25 protein-coding genes are annotated in these 25,582 nt (G+C 67.2%); 15 read left to right on the top strand and 10 right to left on the bottom strand.

Going from position 1 to position 25,582, the window contains the following annotated elements; genetic code table 11:
* The first annotated feature begins 19 nt into the window (after positions 1–19).
* The gene (locus QN358_RS10625) at positions 20–1,210 is read left to right on the top strand and encodes a winged helix-turn-helix domain-containing protein (RefSeq protein ID WP_136641943.1); all 1,191 of its coding nucleotides are present in this window, start codon (positions 20–22) and stop codon (positions 1,208–1,210) included.
* A 45-nt stretch (positions 1,211–1,255) separates the two neighbouring features.
* Here the strand turns inward: QN358_RS10625 and QN358_RS10620 are convergent, their stop codons facing one another.
* The 6 genes from QN358_RS10620 to QN358_RS10595 form a co-directional block, all read right to left on the bottom strand.
* Positions 1,256–2,131 carry a M48 family metallopeptidase gene (locus QN358_RS10620; RefSeq protein ID WP_136641942.1) on the bottom strand — a complete coding sequence of 292 codons (876 nt, stop codon included), beginning with the start codon at positions 2,129–2,131 and terminating at the stop codon, positions 1,256–1,258.
* Positions 2,132–2,174: 43 nt separating this feature from the next.
* Positions 2,175–2,741, bottom strand: a complete 567-nt coding sequence (locus QN358_RS10615; protein WP_136641941.1) for a LemA family protein — start codon at positions 2,739–2,741, stop codon at positions 2,175–2,177.
* Between the two features lie 107 nt (positions 2,742–2,848).
* Positions 2,849–4,363, bottom strand: coding sequence for a glycoside hydrolase family 1 protein (locus tag QN358_RS10610; RefSeq protein WP_323512331.1), 1,515 nt, complete (start codon positions 4,361–4,363; stop codon positions 2,849–2,851).
* A complete protein-coding gene (locus QN358_RS10605; RefSeq protein ID WP_237280329.1) occupies positions 4,360–5,688 on the bottom strand; it encodes a D-arabinono-1,4-lactone oxidase in 1,329 nt (442 codons plus the stop codon). Before QN358_RS10605 ends, QN358_RS10610 begins: the two co-directional genes overlap by 4 nt.
* A complete protein-coding gene (locus QN358_RS10600; protein ID WP_323512330.1) occupies positions 5,685–6,917 on the bottom strand; it encodes an amino acid deaminase/aldolase in 1,233 nt (410 codons plus the stop codon). Before QN358_RS10600 ends, QN358_RS10605 begins: the two co-directional genes overlap by 4 nt.
* Positions 6,918–8,168: an MFS transporter gene (locus tag QN358_RS10595; RefSeq protein WP_323512329.1), complete on the bottom strand. Its 1,251-nt coding sequence runs from the start codon at positions 8,166–8,168 to the stop codon at positions 6,918–6,920.
* 232 nt (positions 8,169–8,400) lie between these two features.
* On the opposite strand from QN358_RS10595, the gene QN358_RS10590 reads away from it, so the two are divergent.
* Both QN358_RS10590 and QN358_RS10585 read left to right on the top strand, forming a co-directional pair.
* Entirely contained in the window at positions 8,401–10,848 is a 2,448-nt protein-coding gene (locus QN358_RS10590; RefSeq protein WP_323512328.1) for a hypothetical protein, read from the top strand.
* A 4-nt stretch (positions 10,849–10,852) separates the two neighbouring features.
* Positions 10,853–12,052, top strand: a complete 1,200-nt coding sequence (locus tag QN358_RS10585) for a glycoside hydrolase family 76 protein (protein WP_323512327.1) — start codon at positions 10,853–10,855, stop codon at positions 12,050–12,052.
* Between the two features lie 42 nt (positions 12,053–12,094).
* Here the strand turns inward: QN358_RS10585 and QN358_RS10580 are convergent, their stop codons facing one another.
* On the bottom strand, positions 12,095–12,577 hold the full coding sequence (locus tag QN358_RS10580) for a pilus assembly protein CpaE (RefSeq protein ID WP_323512326.1): 483 nt from the start codon (positions 12,575–12,577) through the stop codon (positions 12,095–12,097).
* A gap of 96 nt (positions 12,578–12,673) precedes the next feature.
* Between QN358_RS10580 and QN358_RS10575 the strand changes: the two genes are divergently transcribed.
* The 6 genes from QN358_RS10575 to QN358_RS10550 all read left to right on the top strand — a co-directional run bounded on the left by QN358_RS10575 (position 12,674) and on the right by QN358_RS10550 (position 18,379).
* On the top strand, positions 12,674–13,348 hold the full coding sequence (locus tag QN358_RS10575) for a DUF2510 domain-containing protein (RefSeq protein ID WP_323512325.1): 675 nt from the start codon (positions 12,674–12,676) through the stop codon (positions 13,346–13,348).
* Positions 13,349–13,402: 54 nt separating this feature from the next.
* Positions 13,403–14,584 carry an ROK family transcriptional regulator gene (locus QN358_RS10570; protein ID WP_323512324.1) on the top strand — a complete coding sequence of 394 codons (1,182 nt, stop codon included), beginning with the start codon at positions 13,403–13,405 and terminating at the stop codon, positions 14,582–14,584.
* 101 nt (positions 14,585–14,685) lie between these two features.
* Positions 14,686–15,792, top strand: a complete 1,107-nt coding sequence (locus QN358_RS10565) for a sugar ABC transporter substrate-binding protein (protein WP_136641933.1) — start codon at positions 14,686–14,688, stop codon at positions 15,790–15,792.
* A gap of 113 nt (positions 15,793–15,905) precedes the next feature.
* Positions 15,906–16,829 (top strand): ATP-binding cassette domain-containing protein, encoded by a 924-nt coding sequence (locus QN358_RS10560; RefSeq protein ID WP_136641982.1) that lies wholly within the window; start codon positions 15,906–15,908, stop codon positions 16,827–16,829.
* Positions 16,826–18,079 (top strand): sugar ABC transporter permease, encoded by a 1,254-nt coding sequence (locus QN358_RS10555; RefSeq protein ID WP_136641932.1) that lies wholly within the window; start codon positions 16,826–16,828, stop codon positions 18,077–18,079. Before QN358_RS10560 ends, QN358_RS10555 begins: the two co-directional genes overlap by 4 nt.
* An 84-nt stretch (positions 18,080–18,163) precedes the next feature.
* Complete coding sequence (locus QN358_RS10550; RefSeq protein WP_136641931.1) at positions 18,164–18,379, top strand: hypothetical protein; 216 nt, start codon at positions 18,164–18,166, stop codon at positions 18,377–18,379.
* Positions 18,380–18,382: 3 nt separating this feature from the next.
* Here the strand turns inward: QN358_RS10550 and QN358_RS10545 are convergent, their stop codons facing one another.
* Positions 18,383–18,742, bottom strand: a complete 360-nt coding sequence (locus tag QN358_RS10545; protein WP_136641930.1) for a hypothetical protein — start codon at positions 18,740–18,742, stop codon at positions 18,383–18,385.
* A gap of 45 nt (positions 18,743–18,787) precedes the next feature.
* Positions 18,788–19,081 (bottom strand): ATP-dependent DNA ligase, encoded by a 294-nt coding sequence (locus QN358_RS10540; protein WP_136641929.1) that lies wholly within the window; start codon positions 19,079–19,081, stop codon positions 18,788–18,790.
* 187 nt (positions 19,082–19,268) lie between these two features.
* Here QN358_RS10540 and QN358_RS10535 point away from each other — a divergent pair, with 187 nt between their 5' ends.
* Positions 19,269–20,288, top strand: coding sequence for an FKBP-type peptidyl-prolyl cis-trans isomerase (locus QN358_RS10535; protein WP_136641928.1), 1,020 nt, complete (start codon positions 19,269–19,271; stop codon positions 20,286–20,288).
* Between the two features lie 17 nt (positions 20,289–20,305).
* Positions 20,306–20,911, top strand: coding sequence for a nucleoside deaminase (locus QN358_RS10530; protein ID WP_136641927.1), 606 nt, complete (start codon positions 20,306–20,308; stop codon positions 20,909–20,911).
* Between the two features lie 140 nt (positions 20,912–21,051).
* On the opposite strand, the gene QN358_RS10525 is transcribed toward QN358_RS10530, so the two are convergent.
* On the bottom strand, positions 21,052–21,219 hold the full coding sequence (locus tag QN358_RS10525; protein ID WP_161580400.1) for a hypothetical protein: 168 nt from the start codon (positions 21,217–21,219) through the stop codon (positions 21,052–21,054).
* 204 nt (positions 21,220–21,423) lie between these two features.
* Between QN358_RS10525 and QN358_RS10520 the strand changes: the two genes are divergently transcribed.
* From QN358_RS10520 to QN358_RS10505, 4 genes are read left to right on the top strand one after another with little or no spacing between them, the layout of a single operon-like run.
* Entirely contained in the window at positions 21,424–21,942 is a 519-nt protein-coding gene (locus QN358_RS10520) for an NUDIX domain-containing protein (protein WP_323512323.1), read from the top strand.
* A 60-nt stretch (positions 21,943–22,002) separates the two neighbouring features.
* Positions 22,003–23,622 (top strand): ABC transporter substrate-binding protein, encoded by a 1,620-nt coding sequence (locus QN358_RS10515; RefSeq protein WP_323512337.1) that lies wholly within the window; start codon positions 22,003–22,005, stop codon positions 23,620–23,622.
* Positions 23,623–23,648: 26 nt separating this feature from the next.
* Positions 23,649–24,605: an ABC transporter permease gene (locus tag QN358_RS10510; protein WP_323512322.1), complete on the top strand. Its 957-nt coding sequence runs from the start codon at positions 23,649–23,651 to the stop codon at positions 24,603–24,605.
* A complete protein-coding gene (locus QN358_RS10505) occupies positions 24,602–25,498 on the top strand; it encodes an ABC transporter permease (RefSeq protein ID WP_323512321.1) in 897 nt (298 codons plus the stop codon). Before QN358_RS10510 ends, QN358_RS10505 begins: the two co-directional genes overlap by 4 nt.
* Positions 25,499–25,582 lie beyond the last annotated feature (84 nt).

The following is a 25,582-nucleotide window of genomic DNA, read 5'->3' as shown; positions in this document are numbered from 1 at the left end:
TCACGCTACGCTCGAAGACGTGGTTGCAACGATTTCGCCGGGTTTGGCTCGCAGGGTGGCGCTGGGGGCGCAGGGGTTCGGGCGGGCATCCGGAAGCCAGCCGGGCGTGCGCCAGCTCAACGCACTGGTGGGGCGGCTCGGGCTGCTGCAGATCGATTCGGTGAACGTGTTCGAGCGCAGCCACTACATGCCCGCGTTCTCGCGCCTCGGGGCGTACGACAAGGCCGAACTCGACCGCGTCACCTACGGCAAGCGCATGATCGAGTACTGGGCGCACGAGGCGTCGTTCATTCCGCTCGAGACGTTGCCTCTGATGCGCTGGCGCATGAACGACTACCGGGTTCGGGCCCTCGCCGAAAGCGATTCGTGGGCGGCGGCGAACCCACAGATGATCTCGTGGCTGCTGGCCGAGCTCGCCGAGAAGGGGCCCCTTGCGGCGAGTGCCATCGAGCACGAATCGAACGTTCGCAATGGTCCGTGGTGGGGCTGGTCAGATGTGAAGCGGGGGCTCGAGACCCTCTTTCGCTGGGGCGATGTGGTCACCGCGGGCCGCACCCGCTTCGAGCGGGTGTACGCGTTGCCGTCGCAGGTGCTGCCGCCCGCCATTCTCGATGCCGAAGTGCCGCGCGCTGAGGCCGTGCGCCAGCTGGTCTCGATCGCGGCTCGTGCACACGGTATCGGTACCGCCGCCGACCTCGTAGACTACTTTCGGCTGAAGGGGGTGGATGCCCTGCCCGCCATTCACGAGCTCGAAGAGTCGGGCGAGCTGCTGCCCGTCACGGTCGCTGGGTGGCAGAAGCCGGCCTGGCTGCACCGCGATGCCCGGCTGCCACGGCGCATCGAAGCGGATGCCCTGCTCACGCCATTCGACCCCGTGGTGTGGCTGCGATCGCGGGCGGAACGCATGTTCGACTTTCACTACCGCATCGAGATCTACACGCCCGAGCCGAAACGCGTGTTCGGATACTACGTTCTGCCGGTGCTGCTCGACGAGCGCATCGTGGGCCGCGTCGACCTGAAGAACGACCGCCAAGCGGGGCTCCTGCGCGTACAGGCGGCCTGGATCGAGCCGAACCCGCCCGACGGCACCGCCGAGCGTCTCGCCGCACTCCTGCGCCGCACCGCCGCCTGGCAGAACCTCTCCGACGTCACGGTCGCTCCCCGCGGCTCCTTCGCCGCGCCCCTCGCCGCGGCCCTCGCCGCCCCCTGACCCGCCCGCACTCACCCCGCTCGCCGGTGAGGTGGGGCCGGAGTGCTAGAAGCTGCCGCCCATTTTCTCGAGGCGGGCGACCCGCTCGGGGATGGGCGGGTGGGTGGCGAAGAGGCGGTTCATGAGGCCGGGCTTCAGGGGGTCGGCTATCCACATGTGAGCCATGCTGGTCGACTGCTTCTGCATGGGCCGACCGTAGGTTTCGAGTTTGACGAGGGCGCTGGCGAGCGCGTCGGGGTGGCGCGTGGTCATGGCACTCGTGGCGTCGGCCAGGTATTCACGCTGGCGGGAGACGGCCAGCTGTACCACGGTTGCCACCAGGGGCGCGATGATGGCGGCGACGAGGCCGAGCACCAGAACGACCGGATTGTTGTTGTTATTGTTGCCGCGGCCGAAGAAGGCCATGCGAAAGAAGAAGTCGGCGATGATGCCCACCGCCACGACGAGCCCATAGACGATGAGCGACACCCTGATGTCGTAGTTCTTGACATGGCCCATCTCGTGCGCCATGACACCTTCGAGCTCGGAGTCGGTCATGAGGTCGAGAAGCCCGGTGGTGACGGCGACGACGGCGTGTTTCGGGTCACGCCCGGTGGCGAAGGCGTTCGGCGCCTGGTCGTTGACGATGTACACCTTCGGCATCTCCATGCCGGTGGTGATGGCAAGGTTTTCGACGATGCGCCAGAGACGCGGGTTGTCGGACTTCTGTATCTCGACAGCGCCGCTCGAGATGACGGCCTGAGAGGCGGCGAAGAAGTACTGTACGACGGCGAACCCGAGCGCGAACACGAGGATGACCGCGGTGAGGCTGAAGCTCTTGTAGAGCAACCCCGCGAGGTAGCCGAGACCGCCGATCACGATGATGAACACCACGAGGATGATGACGGTGTTGCGCTTGTTCTGCGCTATGGCTTTGTACATTGAGTTTCGGGTTCAGCCGCTCTGTGATGGTGCGGAACGCGGGCTAGAACTGTACGCGCGGCGGCTCTGCGATGGCGGCCAGGTCGGCCACCTCGAAGAAGTCACGCGAGGTGAAGCCGAGGCGCTTCGCGAAGACGTTGTTCGGGAAGACCTTGATCTTGGTGTTCAACTCGCGCACACCGCCGTTGTAGAAGCGGCGTGACGCCTGCACCTTGTCTTCGGTGTCGACCAGCTCGGCCTGCAGCTGAAGGAAGTTCTGCGAGGCCTGGAGCTGCGGGTAGGCCTCGGCCACCGCGAAGATGCTCTTAAGGGCCGTCTGCATGTGGTTCTCGGCGACGGATGCATCGGCGGGGCCCTGCGCGCTGAGAGTCTCGGCACGGGCCTTCGTCACTGCCTCGAAGACACCCTTCTCGTGGGCGGCGTACCCCTTCACCGTTTCGATGAGGTTCGGCAGCAGATCGGCTCGTCGTTTCAGCTGGACGGTGATGTCACTCCACGCCTCGTCGACGCGCACGTTCAGCGTGACCAGCGAGTTGTAGGTAGCCCACAGGTAGATACCGATGATCACGACGAGTACAACAACGACGATAAGTGCGATTAGCCATCCCATAGCCACCACTATAACGACTGAGGGCTTCTCACACAGACCGCGTCAGGCAAGCTCTCAGCGACACATCAGTCTCGATCGATTCCGCCGAATTACCGGGCAAGCGGCCCTTACGAACGAGCCTCGAGAACCCGTTGCAACCACGCGAATGACTCTTTGGGAGTGCGGTCGCCGGTGCTGAAATCGACGTGTACGAGGCCGAAGCGCTGACTGTACCCCGCGGCCCACTCGAAGTTGTCGAGAAGCGACCATACGTAGTAACCGAGAAGGGTGGCTCCGCCGGGCGCGGCTGCCGCTTCGAGCGCGGCTTCGAGGTGCGTGGTGAGGTAGTCGATGCGGGCGGAGTCGACGATGCGGGTGACGCCGGTCTCGGCATCCGGTGCCGCCTCATCGGGCAGACTCACACCGCCCTCAGTGACGAACACGGGCGGCAGCGCGTCGCCGTAGCGGGCCGCGAGCTGTTCGAGCGCGACCGTCATGAACTCGGGGGCGACCGGCCAGCCGAAGTTGGTGCGCTGGAATTCGGGCCACGCCCCCAGGTGGAACGGCAGCGACGTCATGGCAGAGGCCTCGCCGTCGGGCGACGCCACTCCCCCGCTGCCCGACGCGATGCGGGTGGGAAAGTAGTAGTTCACCCCGTAGAAGTCGAGCGGCTGGTGAATCGTGGCTAGGTCAGCGGGGTCGGCCTCGACGATCGGCCGCAGCAGCCGGGCGAACGCATCGGGCACCTCGGGGTACCGGCCGAGGAGCACAGCGTCACCGAACATCGTGTTGTGCACGGTGTCGAACAGCCCGGCGAACGCCACGTCGTCGTCAGAACTCGTGACCGGCGAGGTCGGCGAGTACACATTGGCGATGCCGATTGCCCCCTTCACCGAGGCTGCCCGCAGCGCCTGTACCGCGAGCCCGTGGCCGAGCAGCTGGTTGTGGCCGGCCGGCAGAGCGTCGAACAGCAGTGTCGAGCCGGGCGCATGGATGCCCAGCGCATAGCCGTTCAGCATGACCGTCGCCGGTTCGTTCAGGGTCACCCACCGGTCGATGCGGTCGCCGAACACCTCACCGACCTCGTACGCGTAGTCTCCGAACCGGTGTGCGGTGTCGCGGTTCAGCCATCCACCGCGGAGTTCCACCGGGGTGTCCCAGTGGAAGAGCGTGGCCATCGGGCTGATTCCCGCGGCCAGCAACCGGTCGAGCAGCCGGTCGTAGAACGCGATGCCCTCGGGGTTCAGCGAGCCCGAGCCACCCGGCTGCAGTCGCGGCCAGCCGAACGAGAACCGGTAGGAGTCGATGCCGAGCTCGGTCATCAGGTCGACGTCTTCGGCGAACCGGCCGTAGTGGTCGGCCGTCGTGTCGGCGTTCGCGCCGCCCCGGATACGGCCGGGCTGGTGGCTGAAGTCATCCCACACCGAGAGCTCGCGCCCGCCGTCATGCACGGCCCCCTCGACCTGGAAGGCGCTCGTTGCCACGCCCATCACGAAGCCGGTCGGCAGGATGCCCGCGAACGCCTCAGCCTCCGGCCTCGCGCTGTCGCGCGTGGCACTCGTGGCGGTGGGCGCCGCGCTCAGGTTCGCACCCCGCACCCGCGCGCCGGGAACGGCCCGCCGGCCGGTATCGCCCCCGCTCACGCTCCCAGCACCCGGTCGACATAGTCGTTCGTGAACAGCCGCGCCGGGTCGAGTCGATCGCGAACCGCCCCGAACGCGTCGAAGTGCGGGTACACCTCACGCAACGACGCTGCGTCTCGCGTGTGCAGTTTGCCCCAGTGCGGCCGGCCGGCGTACGCCATCATGATCTCCTCGACCGCCTCGAAGTACTCGGCGTGGCTTTCACGAAAGTAGCGGTGAACTGCAATGTATCCCGTTTGCCGCCCCTCTGCGGTCGACAGCCAGAGGCCGTCGGCGGCCGCGAAGCGCACCTCGACCGGAAACGAGATGCGCCAGCCCCGCCGCTCGATCAACGCGTCGATCTCGCGCAGAACGGCCGGCACGGCCTCTGCCGGCAGCGCGTACTCCATCTCGCGAAACCGAACCGTTCGCCGCGAGGCGAAGACCCGGGCCGAGTGGTCGCTGAATTGGCGCGTACCGGTCAGCTTCTCGGCTGTGCGGTTCAGGCTCGGGATGATCGAGGGCACCACCCTCGCCACCGAACACGTCACCCGAAACACCTGGTTCGCCACCAGCCAATCGTCGATAAACCGTTTGCCCGCCCCGAGTGGCGCACGCGGAGCTTCGCCGGGCAGCCGCGTATTGGTCTTCGTCAGCGCCGTCTGGGTGTGCGGAAACCAGTAGAACTCGAAGTGGTCGGCCGCTTCGACGCGCTCATCGAGCCCCTCGAGCACCACGCCGAGCGGCTCGGCGGCCTCGCGGGCGTGCAGCACGAAAGCAGGCACGCACTGCAGCGTCACCGCCACGATGATGCCGAGCGCACCGAGCCCGAGCGCCACCGCCGGCAGCAGCTCGGCATTGTGCGTCTCGTTCACGGTGAGGAGCGACCCGTCGCCGATGACGAGCACCGCGCCGACGACCTGCGTCGAGATGCCGCCGAACAGGCGACCGGTGCCGTGCGTTCCGGTGGAGATCGCCCCGCTGATGCTCTGGCGGTCGATGTCGCCGAGGTTCGCCATCGCGAGCCCGAACGGCTTCAGCAGCGCCGGCACCTGGTGGAGAAACGTGCCGCCCCCGAGCGTCACCCGCTGGCGCGCGATGTCGACGGCGAGAACTCCGCTGAGGGCCGAGACGTCGAGCTGCACCCCGCGCGCCACAGCGATGCCGGTGAAGCTGTGCCCGGCACCGACGGCCTTGATGCGGAGCCTCGAGCGCCCGGCAGCCACGACCGCGCGCTGAACCGCTTCGACGCTGGCGGGCCGCTCCACTCGCAAGGGCGTCACCTTCTCGGTGCGGGCCCAGTTCTTCCACACGGCACCCGTGGCACCGGCGCCACCGGCGCTCACAGAAAGGCCTTGCCTTCGCCGCGATAGGTGGGCAGGGCATCCAGAACCGTCGACCCGTCGACCAGCTGGAACTCGTTCACGTGTTCTGACAGCTCGCCCGACTTCGTGTGCCGTAACCACACCCTGTCGCCCACCTGGAGCGCCCGTGCTGCGGCTCCCGAGAGCGGGGTCTGCACCTCGCCGGCCATCTCGCGCGGCTGCATCGAGAGCCCAGTGGGCCAAGCGATCTCGGGCAGGCGGTCGGGCTGCGACGGGCCAGAGGCGATCCAGCCGCCGCCCAGCAGCGTAGCCATGTCGGGGGTGGGCTTGCGCACAACAGAGAGCGCGAAAGCGGCGGCGGGAGCCGGTCTGAACCGCGAGTATGTGTCGAACAGGTGCCCGCCGAAGAGACCGCTGCCGGCCGCGATCTCGGTCACCGAGCCATCGGCAGAGGTGCTCTCGATGGAGCCCGTTCCGCCCCCGTTCACAAATTCGAGGTCGGCCACGTCGCGCACCGCGGCCACCACGGCGCCCCGGCGATCGGCCAGTTCGGCGATCGACCGGCGCTGCATCCAGTCGAGCACCCGGCCACGCGCCGGGTTGCCCCTCGGCCGATTGCCGACCCCAGCGATCTGCGCCTCGTAGCCCATCAGGCCGACCAGCTCGAAGCCCCGCCGCGACGCGATGTGCTGCGCGAGCACACGTGCCTCACCCGCGGTGAACACCGGCGAGCGCCACACTCCCACATGCCCGAGCGCGCGAGTGACATAGGCCGTGTCGAGTTCGATGCAGACCCGGATGCCCGCCCGCTGCCCCGGCGCGACAACCGAGTCGATCAGGTCGAGCTGCGCGGCCGAGTCGATCATCAGCGTGACCCGCGCCGCCAGCCGCTCGTCGGCCCCGAGTGCCCGGATCGCCCCGCGGTCTGCCGTCGGATACCCCACCACCACGTCATCGATGGTCTCGGCGAGCCACAGCGCCTCGGGCAGGGTGTAGGCGAGCACCCCCGCGTAGCCGGGCAGTGCGAGCACGGCGTCGAGCACCGCGCGCACCCGCACCGATTTGCTCGCCACCCGCAGCGGCTTGCCGGCCGCGCGATCGAGCATCGAGAACGCGTTGTGCGCCAGCGCCGGCAGGCTGAGGGCGGCCAACGGCGTGTCGAGGTGGGCCGTGGCCGCGGTGAGCTCCCCCCAGTAGCGGGCCGGATTCTGCCAGACGAACTCGCGGGGGCGGGTGAGGGTGAAGGTCATTCAGCGAACCGATTTCACTCGGGCGACGGCGAGAGCACCGGCGAAGGCGAACAGGGCAGAGAGAACGAAGAGCCCGGTGAACCCGCCGAACAGGGCGACCACTCCTGCACCGAGCAGGGGCGCCATCGCCTGCGGCACCGCCGTGGCGATGTTCATGATGCCGAGGTCTTTGCCCCGGGTGACCGGGTCGGGCAGCACCTGGGTGGCGAGCGCCTGGTCGACCGAGAGAAAGCAGCCGTAGCCGAGACCGAGAAGCCCCGCGGCGACCATCGCGACGGTGAGGTTCGGAACGAAGGCCAGCAGCAGCGCGGCCACCGCCTGCAGCGCCGAAGCAGCGAACACGAACGCGCGCCGACGCTCGAGCCGGTCAGAGAGGGCGCCCGCGCCGAGCGAGGCGATGATGACGAACACCATGTAGATGAGCGTGAGCACGATGAGGTCGTCTTCGGGAGTGCTGTCGTTCAGCCCGAAGGTGAGAAAGTACAGCAGCAGCGCGGTTCCGAGTGCGTTGCCGGTGTTCACGAGTACGCGGCTCAGCAGAGTGAACCCGAAGTCGGGGTGGCGCTTCGGGTTGATCCAGAACCCGTCGACGAAAGCGCGGGCGGTGACCCGGGCACGTGCTTCGGGCGGCAGGCGGGCGTCGGGCATCCAGATACAGAAGGGAGCGACGAGCAGCACAAGGAGCACGGCCACCACGAGGTAGCCGGCGAACTGTGCGGTGAAGACGGTGGTCACCAGCACGAGCCCCAGAATCGTGCCGATGGCCTGGGGCGCTGAGAGCCAGCCCGACACGTACCCGCGCTGGCCCACCACCACCTGGTCGGAGATCACCGCGGTGAGTGAGGCGGTCAGAATGCAGAAACCGATGATCGAGAGAGTCCAGAACACGCCGATGCCGACGAGAGAGCTCTGGATGCCGAGCAGCATCAACGCGACAGCGAACAGCAGTGCGCCGCCGGCGATGAACGGGCGTCGACGGCCCCATCGCGACGTCGAGCGGTCGGAGAGTGCGCCCGTCAGCGGAAAGGTGACGAGCGCCGCCACCCCGGCGATACCCGAGATGACGCCGAACGCCACGACGCTGTCGACCCAGTTCTCGGTGTGCACCCGGTTCTCGATCTGCAGAGGCAGCAGCAGCTGGATCGGTGTGAGCTGGGCCATCCAGATACCGAGCCAGGCCGCGGCGAAAAAGGCGATCCACCCGCCACCGACGCGCCGGGTGGGTTCGGCGAAGACGGTCTCAAGCTGCACTGTGACCCTCTCTTTGGTCGGGTTCCTCTGAAACAGCCGAAGCGTCGCCGCGCGCTACGCGATCGAGCGATTATGTCGGTATTTGAGAGCTATTGTCTACCCTGGCGTAGCTCGGCCCCACCACCGGGGTGATCACCGGATGCCCGCGTAACCCTTTAGGGTGACGGTTTTGTTTGCATACAACCGCATGGTGCTTTGACTTTGCGCGGTTTTCCTTGCTAAATGGAACAACGTGACTGATTTGAGAAAGAGCACCGACCCGGGCGCGCCGACACGATCGGCGCCCGCCCGTTCTCGTTCTCGCGCCCGATTTGTGCTTGCTCTCGCCATCATCGCCATTGCGCTGCCTCTTGCTGCCACAGCCGGTTTCGGAGCCCCGGCCGCCTCGGCAGAAGAGGCCCCCTCGGCACCGCCGAGCAGCACGGCGGCCACGCAGAACACCCAGAGCACGCAAGCCACTCCGAGCCAGACTGCCGACCCTTCGACGGCACCCGCGCCAGCTCCGGCTCCCTCGCCGACATCGACGACCCCCACCGACGCCCCGGTGGCCAGCCCTTCGATCTCTGCGCCCAGCACGGGATCACTGCTCAGCGGCTCAGTGATCGTGACGGGCACCGCCGAGCCGCGAAGCGACATCCAGCTGTCATCGAACACGCAGACCGATCCGCTCTGCCTCACCACGGCGGCCGCCGATGGCTCTTTCAGCTGCTCGAGCGGCGGCCTGCCGAGCGGCCCGGGTGTCGTTCTACGCATCACGCAGCTCGTCGCAGGCCACGACAACCAGAGCGCATCGGTGAGCGTGAACCTTCTGAACGCCCCGACAGCCGGTTCCGGCTCGAGTGGCGGCGTCACCACCGGGTACGGCACCGTGCGCGGCAACGGGTATCCGCAGGCCACCGTCACGGCCACGGCCGGTGCCTACAGCTGCTCGGCGATCGCCGACGCACGCGGCGGCTGGGCGTGCAACCTGGGGGCCGGCATTCCCAGCGGAACGCTGGTGCTGCGTGCCAGCCAGGTCACCTCGTGGAGCGGGGGCTCATCGCCGTCGAGCGCGGGCGTGACCATCACGATTGACTCAGAGTCGCCTCAGCCGCCCACGATCACCTCGCCCACCGCTGGCGGAACCGTCGCACTCACCGGAGCACTCATCGCGGGTGGCGGCGAGACCGGCGCTCTGGTTACCGTCTTCGCAGGCGCCTACGCGGCCTGCACGGCAACCGTCGTCGACTCCCTCTGGAGCTGCACTGCGGGAACGGTGGCAGCGGGTACAGCCCAGATGTCGGCGCTGCAGCAAGACGCGGCGGGCAACATCAGCAGCGAAAGCACTCCGTTCGCGCTCACGTTCAGTACGGCATCCACCACCCCGACAGCACCGACGGGAGCCGGAACGGGAACGCCCAGCGGCACGCCCGCACCCGGGGCGGGCAGTACGCCTCCGACGCCCGGCCAGACCCCCTCGGCGACCGGATCACCCGGGGTGGCCGGCACGCCGCCGACCGGCTCGAGCGGCTACGGCGACGGCGCAGCACCCGGCGCCGGCACGAGTGACCCTTCGGCCCCGGCGACCCCCACCGCGCCGAGCAGCCCGGGCGATTCCGGCAGCGCTGCTCCCCCAGCGGCGGGCCACACCCCCGGTACATGGGCTGGCGCCACGCGGTACACCTCTGCGCTGCAGCCGGTCTTCGGCCAGGCGACTGCGTCGAACTGGTGGATCGCGTTGATCGTGGCGCTGACGGCTCTCGTGCTCGTGGCGGCACCGGCACGGCTGCTGGCCAACGCCTTCGGTTCGGCTCGATCGGCGCTGGCCTCCACGACGGCAGCAAGCCAGGCGCGCTCTGCCCTTGCCTCGTCAGGGGCGGCCACGGCCCTCCGCCAGCGGGCCGAACGTCGCGGCGCACTCACCGGCCGCAACCGGTCTCGCGACGAGTACGACCGGGTTCCCGACATCGCGGTCAGCCCGAGGGTGATAGCGGTTCTGGCGCTCGTGGCGTCGGCAGCCATCGGAATGCTGTCGGGCCCCATCGACAATCAGCCCGCATACCTTCGCCTGTTCGGCGCGATCATCGTGTCGTTCACCGTACTGAACCTCGTCTCGGTGGTGGTGCCGAGAGTGTTCGCACGGCGCGCCCTGGGTGTGACCATCACGGCAGTCTTCGCGCCGAAGTACCTTCTGCTTGCCGCCGCCGCAACCGGGGTGTCACGTCTGTTCGACCTCGACCCTGCCCTGCTTTTCGGGCTTGTGCTCGCGGTGGGCGGTGCGGTTGAAGCCTCGCGGCGCATCCAGGGCCAGCTGGCGCTCGTGCAGACGATCGCGCTGCTCGTTCTGGGCGGCGCCGCATGGGCCTCGAGTGGTCTGGTCGATGCCTCGTCGGGTGCCTTCAGCTCCTTCGTCGCCGAAGTTCTCAGCACCCTGACCCTCGGGTCGTTCGGCGCCGCCGCGATCGCGCTCATTCCCCTGGGTCCCCTCGCCGGCCGGGCGCTGTTCGCCTGGTCACGGGGCGTCTGGCTCGCCAGCACCGTGGTCTCATTCACACTGCTCGCGGCCGTGCTCTGCTCGTCGATCGAGCGCGCCGGCGTCACGCCGACCGCGGTGCCCGTGCTGCTGGCGGCCATCGCCTTCGCGGCCGTGAGCGTGTCGGTCTGGGTCTGGGTCAGATACGTGGCGCCCGCGCTGCGCTGACCCGATGAGCACGCCGATGTCCTCGCACACGCCCTCGCACACGCCCTCTGCCGAGACTTCTCCGCCAACCGCGGCCGAGCTGTGGGCCGACCGCGCCGATCTGCTGCAGAACGCCCTCAGAACCGAGTTCGGTGGCCGTTTCGGAATCCTGTTCGGCAGCCGCTCTGGCAGCCATCACGGCGGGCGGCTCCGCAACACGGCTCCGCTGCGGCTCTCACAGGTCGCGGCGTTCAACTACTGGTGGCTGGCCCACGCCGTGGAGGTGCGGGTCGACGCGGCCGAGCGCAGCGGCAGCACGGGGCCGCTGCGGGCCGCCCAGAAGACCTACGCGGGCATCCGGTCGCGCAATCACGGCAGCCTGTTCAACCATTATTTCGACGATATGGGCTGGCTCGGGCTCGCAGCCCTGCGGCTGTTCGACGCCCTGCCGACGGTCGCCGGCGAGCCGGGTGACCGGTACCTCATCGACGCCCAGGCCCTCTGGCTGCACCTCGTCGACCGCGGCTGGAACGACGCGGGCGGCCCGAGCCTGGCGTGGCGCACCCAGCAGCTCGACTACAAGAACGCCCCGAGCAATGGAGCGTTCGCCCTACTTTCGGCACGGCTGTTTCGTCGCACCCGACAGCAGCGCTACCTCGACTACGCCGAGCGGGCCCTGCACTTTCTCGAGACCACGCTCGTCGATGCCGACACCGGGCTGGTCGCCGACGGCCTCAACCGCACCGGAGACCACACACTCGACCTGGATTGGCGCTTCAGCTACAACCAGGGCCTCTACATCGGTGCACTGATCGAAGCCTTCGACCGTACCGCAGAGCCGGCACTGATCGAACGCGCGCTGCAGACCGCCCGAACCACCATCGGCACCCTGGCACCCTCGGGTGTCTTCACCGGCGAGAACGTGTCATTCGATTCGCACGGCGGCGGTGACATCGGCCTCTTCAAGGGCATCTTCGTGCGCTCCCTCGAGCGCCTCATCGAGGCCCTCGCCGCTGTCTCTGGCGAGGGGCTCCGGATGCCCGCCGGGTTTCTCACCGTCAGCACCGACCTGCTCTGGCAGAACCTCACGCCGCCGCGCTTTCTGGCGAACGACACCTGGACAACGCCCGCCGCCCCCACCACGTTTCTCGCCACGCAGCTGAGCGCTGTGCTCGCCGTCGAGGCGCGAGCCCGGTTCGAGGCGCGAGTCGCCGATACGCGCTGACCCGCGTCACCCGCGTCACCGGCGTCACCCGCGTCAGACTCGTCAGAGCGAGGGCTCGACCGAGTCGCTCGATGCGCCGATGAGCACCAGCAGCGCTCCCGCATACGCGTCGGCCGGGTCGATGGCGGCGAACACTCGGGTCTGACCGGCGAGAACGATCTCGACCTCGTACTCGTCGCCACCATCGTCTCCGAGCCCGAACGAGTCGTCAGAGCCGTCACCGGCCGCGCCGGCCGCGATACGACGGAGCACCCGAAAGGTCGACCCCAGCAACGCTCGCAGCTGGTGTTCGGCCGGCAGCCACAGGGCGTCGTCGAGGGCGACCGAGTCGAGCGCCCACTCAGTGGTGCCGTTGAAGCCGAGCACCGTGCCCGTTGTGAATTCGTGCGCTTCGATGGTCATGTCGCTGAGTGTGAAGACGTCGCCTTCGAAACCCGACTGATCGATGACAAACATGTCGCCGGAGGTCGGCCGCCATCGCAGGCCGGCAACACCGAGGGCGCGGGCGAGCTGGGGAGAGATCATGCATTCATTATCGACCGCAAGCCTGAATGAGCGGCGGCGATCTCGCATAGGATAACCACCGCGAGCGCCCGATCTGCGCTGGCGCTCGGAGGAGACATGACGGCACCAGACGCATCGATCGCGCCGGCGGGCTGGTACCCCGACCCCGCGGGCCACCCCCAGCAGCGCTGGTGGAACGGGTCGGTGTGGACCGAGCATGTGTTCCCCGATGCTTCCGGCGCGTATGCGGCCCCGCAGGCGGGTTTCGCCGCTGGCCCCGGCACCGCGGCTCTGGGCGGAGCTGCGGCCGGGGCTGTAGCCGGCGCTCCCGGCCGGGCCGTCTACAACGCCTTCATCTGGATCATCACGCTTCTCCCCGTGGTGTCGATTCTGTCGGCGCTCACGAACGACTACTCCGGGGTCGCCCGCGCGGTCACTGCGCTCTCCCACCCGGGTCGGGTTCCTGCCAGCGCATCGTCGACGGCGAACGTCGGGCTGTCGCTGCTCGGTCTGCTGGTCTACGGCGCTGCGGTGGTGCTGGCCTACTTCGACTGGAAGACGCTCCGGCGGCGCGGGTTCGAGAGGCCGTTCCACTGGGCTTGGGCGTTTCTCCTCACCGCCGGCGTCTATGTCTTCGGCCGCTCGATCGTCATGAAGCGCCGCGCCGGGCGCGGAATGGCCCCGATCTGGCTGTGGTCGGCGCTCGTCGTGCTCGGCTGGGTGGTCGCGGCCGTCAGAATCGCGCTCGCCCTCAGCCCGCAGAGCACCGGTGTTCCCACGCTGGGAGCCTGACACTGAACCGCGCATCCGGGCGGGGCGGCTTGACACGCGCTGTATGTTGTTCAAGTGGAAGACCAAAGGCGCACTCCCGGATCACAGACTTCACTTCGTGAAGCCAACCGGGCGCGCATTGTTGACGCCATCAAGAAGCACGGCGGCCTGACCCAGGTCGAGCTCGCCGGCGCAACCGGGCTCTCACCCGCCACGGTCTCGAACATCGTGAAAGAGCTGTCGAGTTCTGGTCTGCTGCACACCGCCCCGAGCACTCGCAGTGGTCGCCGGGCCCAGCACGTGACTCTCGCTCACGCCCTGGGGCTGTTCGTCGGTGTGCATTTCTCCACCCGACACATGCGCATCGCCCTCGCCGATGCCGCCCACACCGTGGTCGCGGAGCACCACATGCCACTGGCGAAAGACCATCGCGCCGACAACGAGCTCGACAAGACGACCCTGTTGCTGGCCGACATGCTCGACTCGGTCGACGCGTCGATGCAAGACCTGCTGGCGGTCGGCATCGCCGTACCGGCGCCGATGGATGCCGAGACCGGTACCACCGCCCGCAGCGGGATCATGCGCGGATGGGACGGCGTGGCCGTCGCCGACGTCATGGAGCGCCGCCTCAAGAGGCCTGTCTACGTCGACAATGCGGCGAATCTGGCGGCTCTGGCGGAGTTTCGGCTGGGCGCGGCGCGCGGCAAGAGAAACTCCGTGACGCTCGACATCGGCGACGGTATCGGGGCCGGCCTCATCTTGAACGGGGAGATCTTTCGCGGGCACAACGGTGTCGCCGGCGAGTTCGGGCACACGACCATCCTCGAGGACGGCCCGCTCTGCCGCTGCGGAAACCGGGGATGCCTCGAGGCCATCGCCGGCGGTCCCGCGCTACTCGACGGCCTGCGCGACCAGCTCGGCTCGCTCAAACTCAACGACATCGTGCTGCGCGCGATGGCCGGTGACCCCGTGTCGATGCGCACCATCGCCGACGCGGGGCGGCACATCGGTGTTGCAGCGGCGAATCTCTGCAACCTGCTCGACCCCGAACGCATCGTGGTGGGCGGCGAGCTCTCGCGCGCGGGCGAGCTTCTGCTCGGCCCGCTGCGCCATGCGGTCGAACGATCGATCATCGTGGGACGCGACCTGATGCCCGATATCGTGCAGGGCCAGCTCGGCGCACGCGCTGCCGCTCTCGGGGCGGCGATATTCGCCATCGACCGAGTGAACATCGTACCCGACGACAGAAGTGTCTAACTTGTTATCTAATGCTTGTCTTCAAGACTTGACGACAAACTTGAAAGATGCAAAGCTCGCTCCAGTCGCCAATGAGGGCGACATTTACGGGAGGTTTCTCAATGAAGATCGCCACCACGAGAGCGGTCATTGCCACAGCCGCAATCCTGCTCGCAGCCGGCTCACTCACCGCGTGTTCGAACGGGTCGTCGAACAGTAACTCTGCTTCGACCGCCAGCGCATCGAGTGCCAAGATCGGTCTGCTTCTGCCCGACTCCGTGACAGCACGGTACGAAAGCGCAGACAAGCCCTACTTCGAGGCCAAGGTCAAAGCGCTCTGCGCCGGCTGCACGGTTCTCTACTCCAACGCCGACGGCGACGCATCGAAGCAGCAGCAGCAGGCTGAGTCGATGTTGACCTCGGGCGTCAGCGTGCTGGTACTCGACCCGTTCGACGGTGAGGCCGCGGCATCCATCGTTGCTGAGGCGAAGGCCAAGAACGTGCCGGTCATCTCGTACGACCGGCTCATCAACAGCCCCGACTCGTCGTACTACATCTCGTTCGACAACGAGAAGGTCGGCCAGCTGCAGGGCCAGGCACTCGTCGACAAACTGAAGAAAGACGGCGTCGCAGCTGGCGCTGGCATTCTGATGGTCAACGGCTCACCGACCGACAACAACGCCACGCTGTTCAAGAAGGGCGCCCACTCGGTCATCGACACCTCGGGCTACAAGATCCTCGCCGAGTACGACACACCCGGATGGGACCCGGCTCAGGCCCAGACCTGGGTTGCCGGCCAGATCACCCAGTTCGGCAGCCAGATCACCGGTCTGTACGCAGCCAACGACGGTACCGCCGGTGGCGCCATCGCCGCCCTCAAGGGTGCGAATGTCAGCCCCCTGCCCCCCGTCACCGGTCAAGATGCTGAGCTTGCAGGCATCCAACGCATTCTTGCCGGCGACCAGTACATGACCATCTACAAGGCGTTCAAGCCCGAAGCAGAGCAGGCTGCCACGCTGGCCGTCGGTCTCGCCCAGGGCACCAAGCCTGCTGCCAGCGCGACCACCACGACCAAGGGCGGGGCTTCCATTCCCTCCGTTCTGCTGGTGCCCGTGGCTGTCACGGTCGACAACATCGAGTCGACCGTCGTGGCCGATGGCTTGTACAAGGCTTCTGACATCTGCACCGCAGACTACGCAGCCAAGTGCGCCGCCGCGGGAGTCAAGTAACCCCGTAAGTAAAAACCCGGCCGGGGGTGTCTTGACACCCCCGGCCGGGTTTACTTTGGCGTAACACGTTTGTTCACACCCCACCACCGCAATTCAAAGGAGAAATCGTGACGATGGAATCCGCCGTCGCCGATACCGAAGGTGCTACCCGCGAGCCCGTTCTCTCGCTCAAAGGCGTATCAAAAGGTTTCGGCGCTGTTCGCGCCCTCACAGACATCAATCTCGACATCTATCCGGGCGAAGTCGTCGCCATCGTCGGCGACAACGGGGCCGGCAAGTCGACCCTGGTGAAGATCCTCGCGGGTGTGCACCCGCAAGACTCGGGCACCATCATGTTCGACGGCCAGGTGGTGAGCATCCCCACCCCTACGGCCTCGCGTGCGCTCGGAATCGCCACCGTCTTTCAAGACCTCGCCCTCTGCGACAACCTCGACGTCGTGTCGAACCTCTTTCTCGGTCGCGAGATCAGAAACGGGCTCTCGCTCGACGAAGAAGAGATGGAGCAGCGCGCGTGGAGCCTCCTGCGCCAGCTCTCAGCCAAGATTCCCTCGGTGCGCATCGCGGTCGCCTCGCTCTCGGGTGGCCAACGCCAGACTGTCGCCATCGCACGATCACTGATCGGCGAACCCAGCGTCGTCATTCTCGACGAGCCCACCGCCGCCCTCGGCGTGGCCCAGACCGCTGAGGTTCTGAACCTCGTCGAGCGACTCCGCGAACGCGGGCTCGGCGTACTGCTGATCAGCCACAACATGGCCGATGTGCAGGCTGTCGCCGACCGCGTGGTGGTGCTGCGCCTCGGCCGCAACAACGGTGACTTCCACGTGGCCGATGTGAGCTACGAAGAGATCATCTCCGCAATCACCGGAGCCACCGACAACGTCGTCACCCGCCGCGCAAGCGCACACGCAGGGTCAGCCTCCGCCGCTGCAGCCGCAGCCGATGCCTCGGGCACCGGCACTGTCGAATCCGGCATCACCGAAGATTTCCGCACCCACGAGACGCCTGCACCCGGCACCGAGGAGAACCCGCAGTCATGACCTCCCCCTCAGAAACCCCGGCCGAACGCGCCGCAGACCTGCAAGACGAACGACTGGTCAGAACCGAAGGCCTGCGCGGCGCCGTACTGGCGTTCCGCCAGCGGGTGCGCGGCGGAGACCTCGGGTCGCTACCGGTCATCATCGGGCTCGTTGTCATCTGCGTCATCTTCCAGATTCTCAACCCGAACTTCCTCTCGGCGAACAACCTGGTCAACCTCACCCTGCAGTGTGCCGCCGTAGGAACCATCTCCATCGGCATCGTGCTCGTACTACTGCTCGGCCAGATCGACCTTTCCGTCGGATCAGTGAGCGGCCTCGCCGCCGCCATTCTCGGCGTCGGTCTCACCCAGCTGAAGTGGCCCGTCGCCCTCGCGGTGATCGTCGCTCTCGTGGTGGGTGCCGCCATCGGTTACCTGTACGGTCTGCTCTTCACCCGGTTCGGTGTTCCGAGCTTCGTGATCACCCTGGCCGGGCTTCTCGCCTTCCTCGGCCTGCAGCTCAAGGTGCTCGGGCCGAACGGCTCGATCAACCTGCCCTACGACTCATGGATCGTTCAGTTCGCCCAGGCGACCTTTCTGCCACCGTGGGCGGCATACGCCCTAGCGGTGATCGCCGCAGCAGCGCTGTTCCTGTCTGACTACAGCCGGTCACGTCGCCGCCGCAAGGCGGGCCTGTCAACCGGCGCGCTGTCGGTCATGCTGCTGAAGGCCGTGTTGCTGCTCATTCTGTTGCTCCTCGCGGTGTCGTATCTGGCCACCGACCGCGGGCTCGGCGCGATGTTCCTGCTCTTCGTTGTGCTCGTCGTCGTGATGAACTACTTCCTCACCCGCACCAAGTGGGGCCGCTCGGTCTTCGCCGTCGGTGGGTCTGTCGAAGCAGCACGCCGCGCCGGTATCCGGGTCAACCGCGTCTACATCTCGGTGTTCATCCTCACCTCGACGTTCGCCGCTCTCGGTGGTCTGCTCGCGTCGGCACGGCTCACCTCAGCCAGCCTGTCGAGCGGTGGTGGCGACACCAACCTCAACGCCATCGCAGCAGCTGTCATCGGCGGTACGAGCCTCTTCGGCGGTCGGGGCAGCGCCTGGTCTGCGCTGCTCGGCATTCTGGTCATCCAGTCGATCTCGAGCGGACTCACGCTGCTCAACCTCGACTCGTCGATTCGCTACATGATCACCGGCGCCGTGCTTCTTCTCGCCGTGATCATCGACTCGCTGTCTCGGCGCTCACGCGCCAGCCACGGTCAGGCGTAGGCACACGTAAGTCAAGGCCTTCCTTCGCTGTCAGTAGCAAAGGAGACTTCACTTGACACGAATGCCAACACACAAGGAGTCACCATGATCGAGAAACTGAACGAACTCGGCTTCAAGAGCGAGTGGGCGTATGCCGGTGGATTCAGCTCCATCCTGCTGTCGTTCATCACGTACTTCATCAGCCGGGCACGCAAAGGCGACGACAAGGCTCAGTCTGACCGCTGGGGAATCTTCATCGGGCACTGGGCACCCACGTTCTTCGCCCTGGGCATCGCCCTCAAGCTCGAAGAGAAGAAGTAAGAACTACACCTCGTCGACGACGCCGACGAAGCGGCTGCCGACCCCGTCGTATTCTCTGCGAACTGCAGAGGGTGCGACGGGCGGCAGTTCGTCAGGGTTGTGAAAGTCGCAGCTGAGGTAGGTGAAGGCGGGCCACCATTTTTTGGGCCTCGCTGCCTCTGAGAAGCCGCAGATCGAGCATGTCAGCTGAATCCACACCGGTTTGGCCCCGGTTCTGTTCGCTCGTGACTGAACGAGCCACGCGGGTGGGTCGGCGTCGATAGCGGCAAGCTCAGCCTCGCTCATACGCGAGGGCAGGCCGTGCCGCGAGGCCATCTCGAGCGGAATATCGAGCCTCAGTGCTGCTTCTCGTCGCGTGATCATCGCCTCAAGCCTACGGCAGCGGTTCCGGATGCCCGGCGGAGGCCCTCACGCCGGCTCAGCGACGGCCGACAGCCCTCCCCCGCTGTTGGCGCTCTGCATGAGCGCCTCGATCCATGCTCGGTTGAGCGTCGGGCGCTCGGCTCCATCGAACCGGAATACCAGCGGAATGGCCGGGTGCACCCAGACCGACACGTATCCGCCGCCGTCGCCCGCCGAGCAGGTGAACCCGAACTTCTCGTCGCGACGCAGCTTCGCCGTGATCACCGCTTGCAGGTGAGCGAGAAGCCGGTCGTCGAAGTGAAGATCTGTGCCGGGTGATCCGTAAGTGAGCATGCCCATGACGTGTGTGTGATTCCTCTGTCTGTCGTCGGTCGCAGGCTGCGCCCAGTACTCAGGTAAGACGTACGTCGGGGGCAGATCGTCACACAATCCATCTCACGACTGTCAGCGAGCCCCTCGTTCAGCTTGTTCATAGCCGCCTGCACCAAACTGAACTGGTTTGGTTATAACTCAGATCTGAGGATTCATGCGCAAAATCGCCCTTTTCGCGGCTGCAGCCGCCGTAGCTCTCGCCCTCGCAGGGTGCAGTGGCTCTTCCGCGAGCCCCACCGCCAGCGCCGTTCCGTGCACTCCGACCGCAGCGGGTGCGAACTCCGCCGCCGTGCAGGTGACGGGGGCACTGGATGCCCTGCCCACCACCACGTTCACGGCACCCATGACGACAACCGCCACCGAGCGCACAGTCAACTTCGTCGGCACCGGCACAGAGGTTGCCGTCGGCTCCATCGCCACGGTTGACTTCACCCTCTACAACGGCACGTCGGGTGCGCAGCTCTTCACCACGACCGATGCCGAGATCGGCGCCCAGGCCGTCACGGTCGACGCCACACAGTTTCTGCCGGGCATCGTGAAGGCCGTCTCGTGCGCCACCGTCGGGTCGCGCATCGTCGCGGTCGTTCCCCCGTCAGATGCGTGGGGCACCAACGGCAACACCACGCTCGGCGTGGCCGCCAGCGACACCGTGGTCTTCGTCATCGATGTGAAAGACGACCAGCCCGCGCCGGTCTCGACTGCCACCTCGTCGCCGTCGGCCACGCTCGACCCGAACATGCCCACCAAGGCCACCGGCGTCGACCAGCCGGCTCCGGCCGGGTTCCCCACGGTTGCCCTCGCGGCCGACGGAACCCCGACGGTGACCATTCCCAGCACCCCGCAGCCCACCGCACTGCAGATCGGTCTGTTGAAGAAGGGTGACGGCAAAACGGTTGCCGACGGCGACAGCGTCACCGTGCAGTACCAGGGCGTCATCTGGTCGACCGGCAAGGTGTTCGACGAGAGCTGGGGCAAGTCGCCGGCCACTTTCGGAACCGGCCAGGTCATCAAGGGATTCTCAGCCGCTCTCGTGGGCAGCACCGTCGGCTCGCAGGTCATCGTCGTGATTCCGCCCGACCAGGGCTACGGCTCGGCGGGCAACAGCTCGGCTGGCATCAGCGGAACCGACGACCTGGTGTTCGTGGTTGATATTCTGGCCACAGCCGCAAGCTGATCATCCGGAGGAGACCGATGAGAACCCGCCTCAGCCTCGAACTGCCCGCCTGGCTCGTCACCGAGCTGCCGGCCATGCCGACCCAGCTCGGTACGGCCGGCGAACGCATGGCCCTGGTCAATGCGCTCGCCGACCGAAACTATCGAGAAGGCAATGGCGGGCCATTCGCGGCTCTGGTGGCCGACCGGGCCACCGGCGAGATCATCTCAGTCGGGGTGAACGTCGTGCTGCAGAGCGGCATCGCGTCTGCCCACGCCGAAGTCATGGCGCTGAGCCTGGCGCAGGTCGAGACCGGCAGTTGGGATCTCGGCGCCGACCGTGACCGTGAGCTCGAACTGGTGGTGAACTGGCGGCCGTGCGTCATGTGTTACGGCTCGGCCATGTGGTCGGGCATCCGGCATCTCGTCGTTGCAGGTTCTGGCCCCGAGCTCGAACGCCTCACCGGCTTCGACGAGGGCCCGATGCGCGATGACTGGGCCGAGCAGTTCGAGGCTCGGGGCATCACCGTGACGCAGGGTGTGGGTCGAGACGAGGCGCTGGCCGTGTTCCGGGGCTACGGCGAAGCCGAGACGCTCGTGTACAACGCCCGCTCGGGCGACGGAGTGGTGCTTCCCGGCGCGTGATACCCGGTGAAGCAGGCGTCAAGCGGTGAGCTGGTCGAACACCAGCGAGGGCTCGTCGTCGACCGACAAGGTGAGTACCGTCTGTTCGACCCGCTCGTCGGTCTCAATCGAGCCGATCGAGTCGTACGCCGCATCACCCGTCAGCTGGTGCGGCGAACCTCCACGAGCGACTGCACCAGCGAGACGCCCTCGAGTACCGCAGAGACACCCAGCACGACATAGGCGATCGCGAAGTCACTGGCCGGTTCGGGGGCGAACAGCTGCTGCACCCCGTGCATGACCGAGATGACGGCGCCCACTGTGAACACGCCGATGGCCGCCAGCGGCCACCGGTGTGGCGAGGGCCACCAGAATGTTGGCGATGAAAGCGATGACGACGATCATGCAGACCCCTCTTCAGAAGACGTGTTCCCAGCCTAAGCTGCTTGCGCGGGCGGCGCGCGCGAGCACGTTTCTCGAGCAGCGGGGCTGATTCGAACGACCCTGCGAAACACGGGAGAGAGGAACACACTATGGCGGGCACGACGAGCGCGGGCATCCTGCTCTATCGCGGCGACGCGAATTCGACCGAGGTGTTCATCGCGCACATGGGCGGCCCGTTCTGGGCGAAGAAAGACGCTGCGGCGTGGTCGGCGCCGAAGGGTGAGTACACCATCGAAGACCCTCTGGCGGCCGCGCGGCGCGAGTTTCGTGAGGAGATCGGGGTGGATGCCCCCGCCCTGCCCTACGTTCTGCTCGGCGATTTTCGGCAGCGCTCGGGCAAGGTCGTTCGCCTGTTCACCGCCCGCTGCGAGCAGCCGATCGCGTTCGCCCGAAGCAACACCTTCGAGCTGGAGTGGCCGCGCGGCTCGGGCCGACTGCAGCAGTTTCCCGAAATCGACGACGCGCGCTGGGTCGCCCGAGCTGATGCCCTTCGCAAGCTGGTTACGGGCCAGGCGCCGGCCCTCGACGCGCTCACTGCCCTGCTCGAACAGAGCGAACAGAGCGAACAGGGCGAGCAGGGGCCGGGGCGCGTCTCAGCCGTGATGTAATTGTGGACTGAGTCCATCAATCGCAGCATCGACGAAAGTTTTCGAGTGAACCGCCTTTTCATGCCCCTCCTGGCCGCCGCAGCCGTCACCGCCGTGCTCGCCGGCTGCACCGCCAGCCCCGCTTCGCCCGCGACCAGCACCCCGGTCGCGGGCGGCACGCTCGTCTACGCGACCGGAGACGCCGAGCCCACCTGCCTCGACCCGCACGTGGGCGGCAACTACCCGCAGGCGCTGGTGGCCACCCAGTACCTCGAATCGCTGGTCTCCCGCGATTCGACCGGCAAGATCATCCCGTGGCTCGCCACATCGTGGACGACCTCAGCCGATGGCCTGAGCTGGGACTTCACGCTCAAGAACGGTGTGACCTTCACCGATGGCACCCCCTTCGACGCCGCAGCCGTGGCCGCGAACGTCGCCCATGTGCAGAACCCGAGTACGGCCTCGTCGACCGGCTACCTCGCTCTGGCGAAGGTCACATCTGTCACCGCTCCGGATGCCCACACCGCCCACTTCACGCTCAGCCAGCCTGACAGCGCCCTGCTCGAATCGCTCTCGATGCCATGGGTCGCCATGGAGTCGCCCACCGCGCTGAAGCGTTCGCAGGCCGACAACTGCGCCTCGCCGGTCGGCACCGGCCCGTTCACCGTGACCGCGTGGAACCGCCAGCAGTCGATCACGCTGACCCGCAATGACGCCTACAACTCCCCGCCCGCTGACGCAGCCCACCAGGGCCCGGCGTACCTGCAGAGCATCGAGTGGCGCTTTCTGCCCGACTCCGCCTCGCGCTACGCAGCTCTGCAGGCCGGCACAGTCGACGTGATCGACAATGTGCAGCCCGACACCATCGTTCAGGCGCAGAAGTCGAGCGACCTCAGCTATCTCTCCGCACCGCGGCCGGGCGCCTCTGACCGCATCGAACTGAACTCGTCGATCGCGCCGTTCGACGACGCGAACGTGCGCGAAGCGTTCATTCGGTCGGCCGATGTGAACGACGCCGTGACGAGCCTGTTCTTCGGCACCGCAACCCGCTCATACTCGGCGCTGTCGAGCATCGAGCCCCTGGGCTACTCCGAGCCCGGTATCTTCGGGTACGACCAGGCTGCCGCCGCCACACTGCTCGACAAGGCCGGCTGGACCGACCGCAACACCGACGGCTACCGCGTGAAGAACGGCCAGGTGCTCGAACTGAAGTTTCCGGTCAGCACCAACCAGTCGATTCCCGCCGAGCAGTCACTGTTCGAACAGCTGCAGGCTACCTCTAAGCAAGCCGGCTTCAAGGTCGACCTCGAGCCGCTCGACCTCTCGAGCTGGTACGGAGCGCTCGGTTCCAACAGCTACAACCTTGTGAGCGCGCCCTACACGAAGGTCGGCCCAGACGTGCTGCGAACCCTCTTCGACTCGGCCAGCACGAAGCCCGCACCCAGCGGCTACTTCGCCAACCACGCGCAGGTCACGAACCCCACGCTCGACGACCTTCTCACCCGTGCCAGCCAAAGTTCTGATGCCACCGAACGCGCCTCGCTCTACACACAGGCGCAGAAGATCGTGCTCGAAGGGTTCTACATTCTGCCGCTGTACGACCAGCAGAACGGCTACCTGCAGCGCTCGGTCGTGAAGGGTCTGCGGGCGATGCCCACGGTCTCGACCCCCACTCTCTACGACACGTGGTTACAGAAGTAGGCGCTCTGCCGCGCTACGGTCGGAGCATGACACCCGCCGCTCCCCTGCTGCGCTGGCTGCTGCTGCGCCTGGGCGGCGTGGTCTTTGTGCTCTGGGCGGTGTCGACGGTCACGTTCTTCGCTATCCGGCTCATCCCGGGCGACCCCGCCGAAGCCATCGTCGGGGGTCCCGGTTCAGAGGCGAGTGCCGACGCACTGGCGGATGCCCGGGCCGAGTACGGCCTCGACCAGCCGCTTCTTCTGCAGTACCTCCGTTTTCTCGGGCGACTCGCCAGCCTCGACCTCGGTCGCTCGTACGCCCTGCACCAGAGCGTGGCCAGCGTGATCGCCGACACACTGCCACCCACGCTCGGCCTGGCCGTGGTTGCACTGAGCGTGGCTGTCGTCATCGCTCTTGCAGTGGCCGCCTGGTCTGTGCGGGGCGGCCGTGCCGCCTCGGCCGTTGCCTCGTTTCTCGAGGTGGTGGCCGCGGCCGTGCCGCACTTCTGGCTGGCCATTCTCGGCATCGTGCTGTTCAGCACGGTGCTCGGCTGGCTGCCCCCGGTGAGCGTGCCGGGCCCCAGCGGGCTCATTCTGCCGGCGTTGACTCTCGCCGTTCCCCTCGCCGGGTTTCTCGGCCAGGTGATGCGCGAGGCGCTGCTCGATGCGATGTCGTCGCCGTTCGCGCTCTCGGCCCGCGCCCGTGGCGAGAACGAGAACGGCGTCTTCTGGAGGCACGCGCTGCGGCACTCCGCGATTCCTGCGATCGGCCTGGCCGGCTGGGCGTTCGGTTCGCTTCTCAGCGGCGCGGTGGTGGTCGAGACCATCTTCGCCCGGCCGGGCCTTGGTCGCAGCCTGCTGCAGGCGGTACAGGGGCGCGATGTTCCCCTCGTGGTGGGTGTCGTCATCGTCGTGGCGCTCGGCTACATGCTCGTCACGACCGCGACCGACCTTGCCGAGCGACTCATCGACCCCCGGCTGGCCGCTCGGGCGGTGTCGCGATGATCATCTCGCCGAGCCTGACAGAGCCGCCTGCCGCCCAGCGCGGCCGGCAGCGCAGCAGCCAACGGAGGCATCGTCGCGGCCACCGTCTCGCCCGCGGTGTGAGCGTGGCCGAAGTGCTCGCCGGCGCCGTCATTCTGCTGCTGGTCGTGGCTGCGGTGGCGCCGGGGCTGATCGCTCCGGGTGATCCGCTCGGCATCAACCCGCTGCAGAGCTTTCAGCCGCCATCGGCCAACCACCTCTTCGGCACCGACGAATCGGGGCGCGACATCTTCACACGGGTGATACACGGTGCCCGGGCATCCGTGACCATCGGGCTCACCGCCACGGCCATCGGTATCGGACTGGGGTTGGTGTTCGGGCTGCTGGCGGGCCTCGGGCCGCGCTGGCTCGACTTCTCGACGACCCGGCTGCTCGAAGTGCTGTTCGCTTTTCCTGGGCTGCTGCTGGCGTTGCTCTTCATTGTGATCTACGGGCCGGGGGTGGTCACGTCGACCATCGCGGTGGGGCTCTCGACAGCACCGGGATATGCCCGGCTCATCCGCAGCCAGGTGCGGCAGGTGAGGGTAGCGCCCTACATCGAGGCCGCTACCGTGCTCGGGCACGGCCCCGCGTCACGTCTGGTGCGCCACCTGTTACCGAACGTCGCCGGCGCACTGTTCGTCATCGCAACCCTGGGCATCGGGCAATCGATCGTGTGGGCTGCCTCGCTCAGCTATCTGGGGCTTGGCGCGGTGCCTCCCGCACCCGAGTGGGGCGCCATGCTGTCGGCGGGCCGCACCTACATCTCGTCGTTCTGGTGGATGACATTCTTTCCCGGTCTCTTCATCGTGCTGAGCGCCGCCACGACGACGCTGCTCGGGCGCGCCCTGCAGCAGCGAAAGCGCTCATCGTGAGCCCGCGGGTGGCGGGGGGGCCCGGGGGGGGGCCCCCCCCGGGGGGGGGCCGGGGGGGGGGGGGGGGCCCCGCGCGCGGGGGGG

This window comes from Subtercola sp. RTI3 (genome assembly GCF_035018625.1).
Taxonomy (GTDB): Bacteria; Actinomycetota; Actinomycetes; order Actinomycetales; family Microbacteriaceae; genus Subtercola; species Subtercola vilae.
This window is presented reverse-complemented; position numbering and strand designations above follow the sequence as displayed.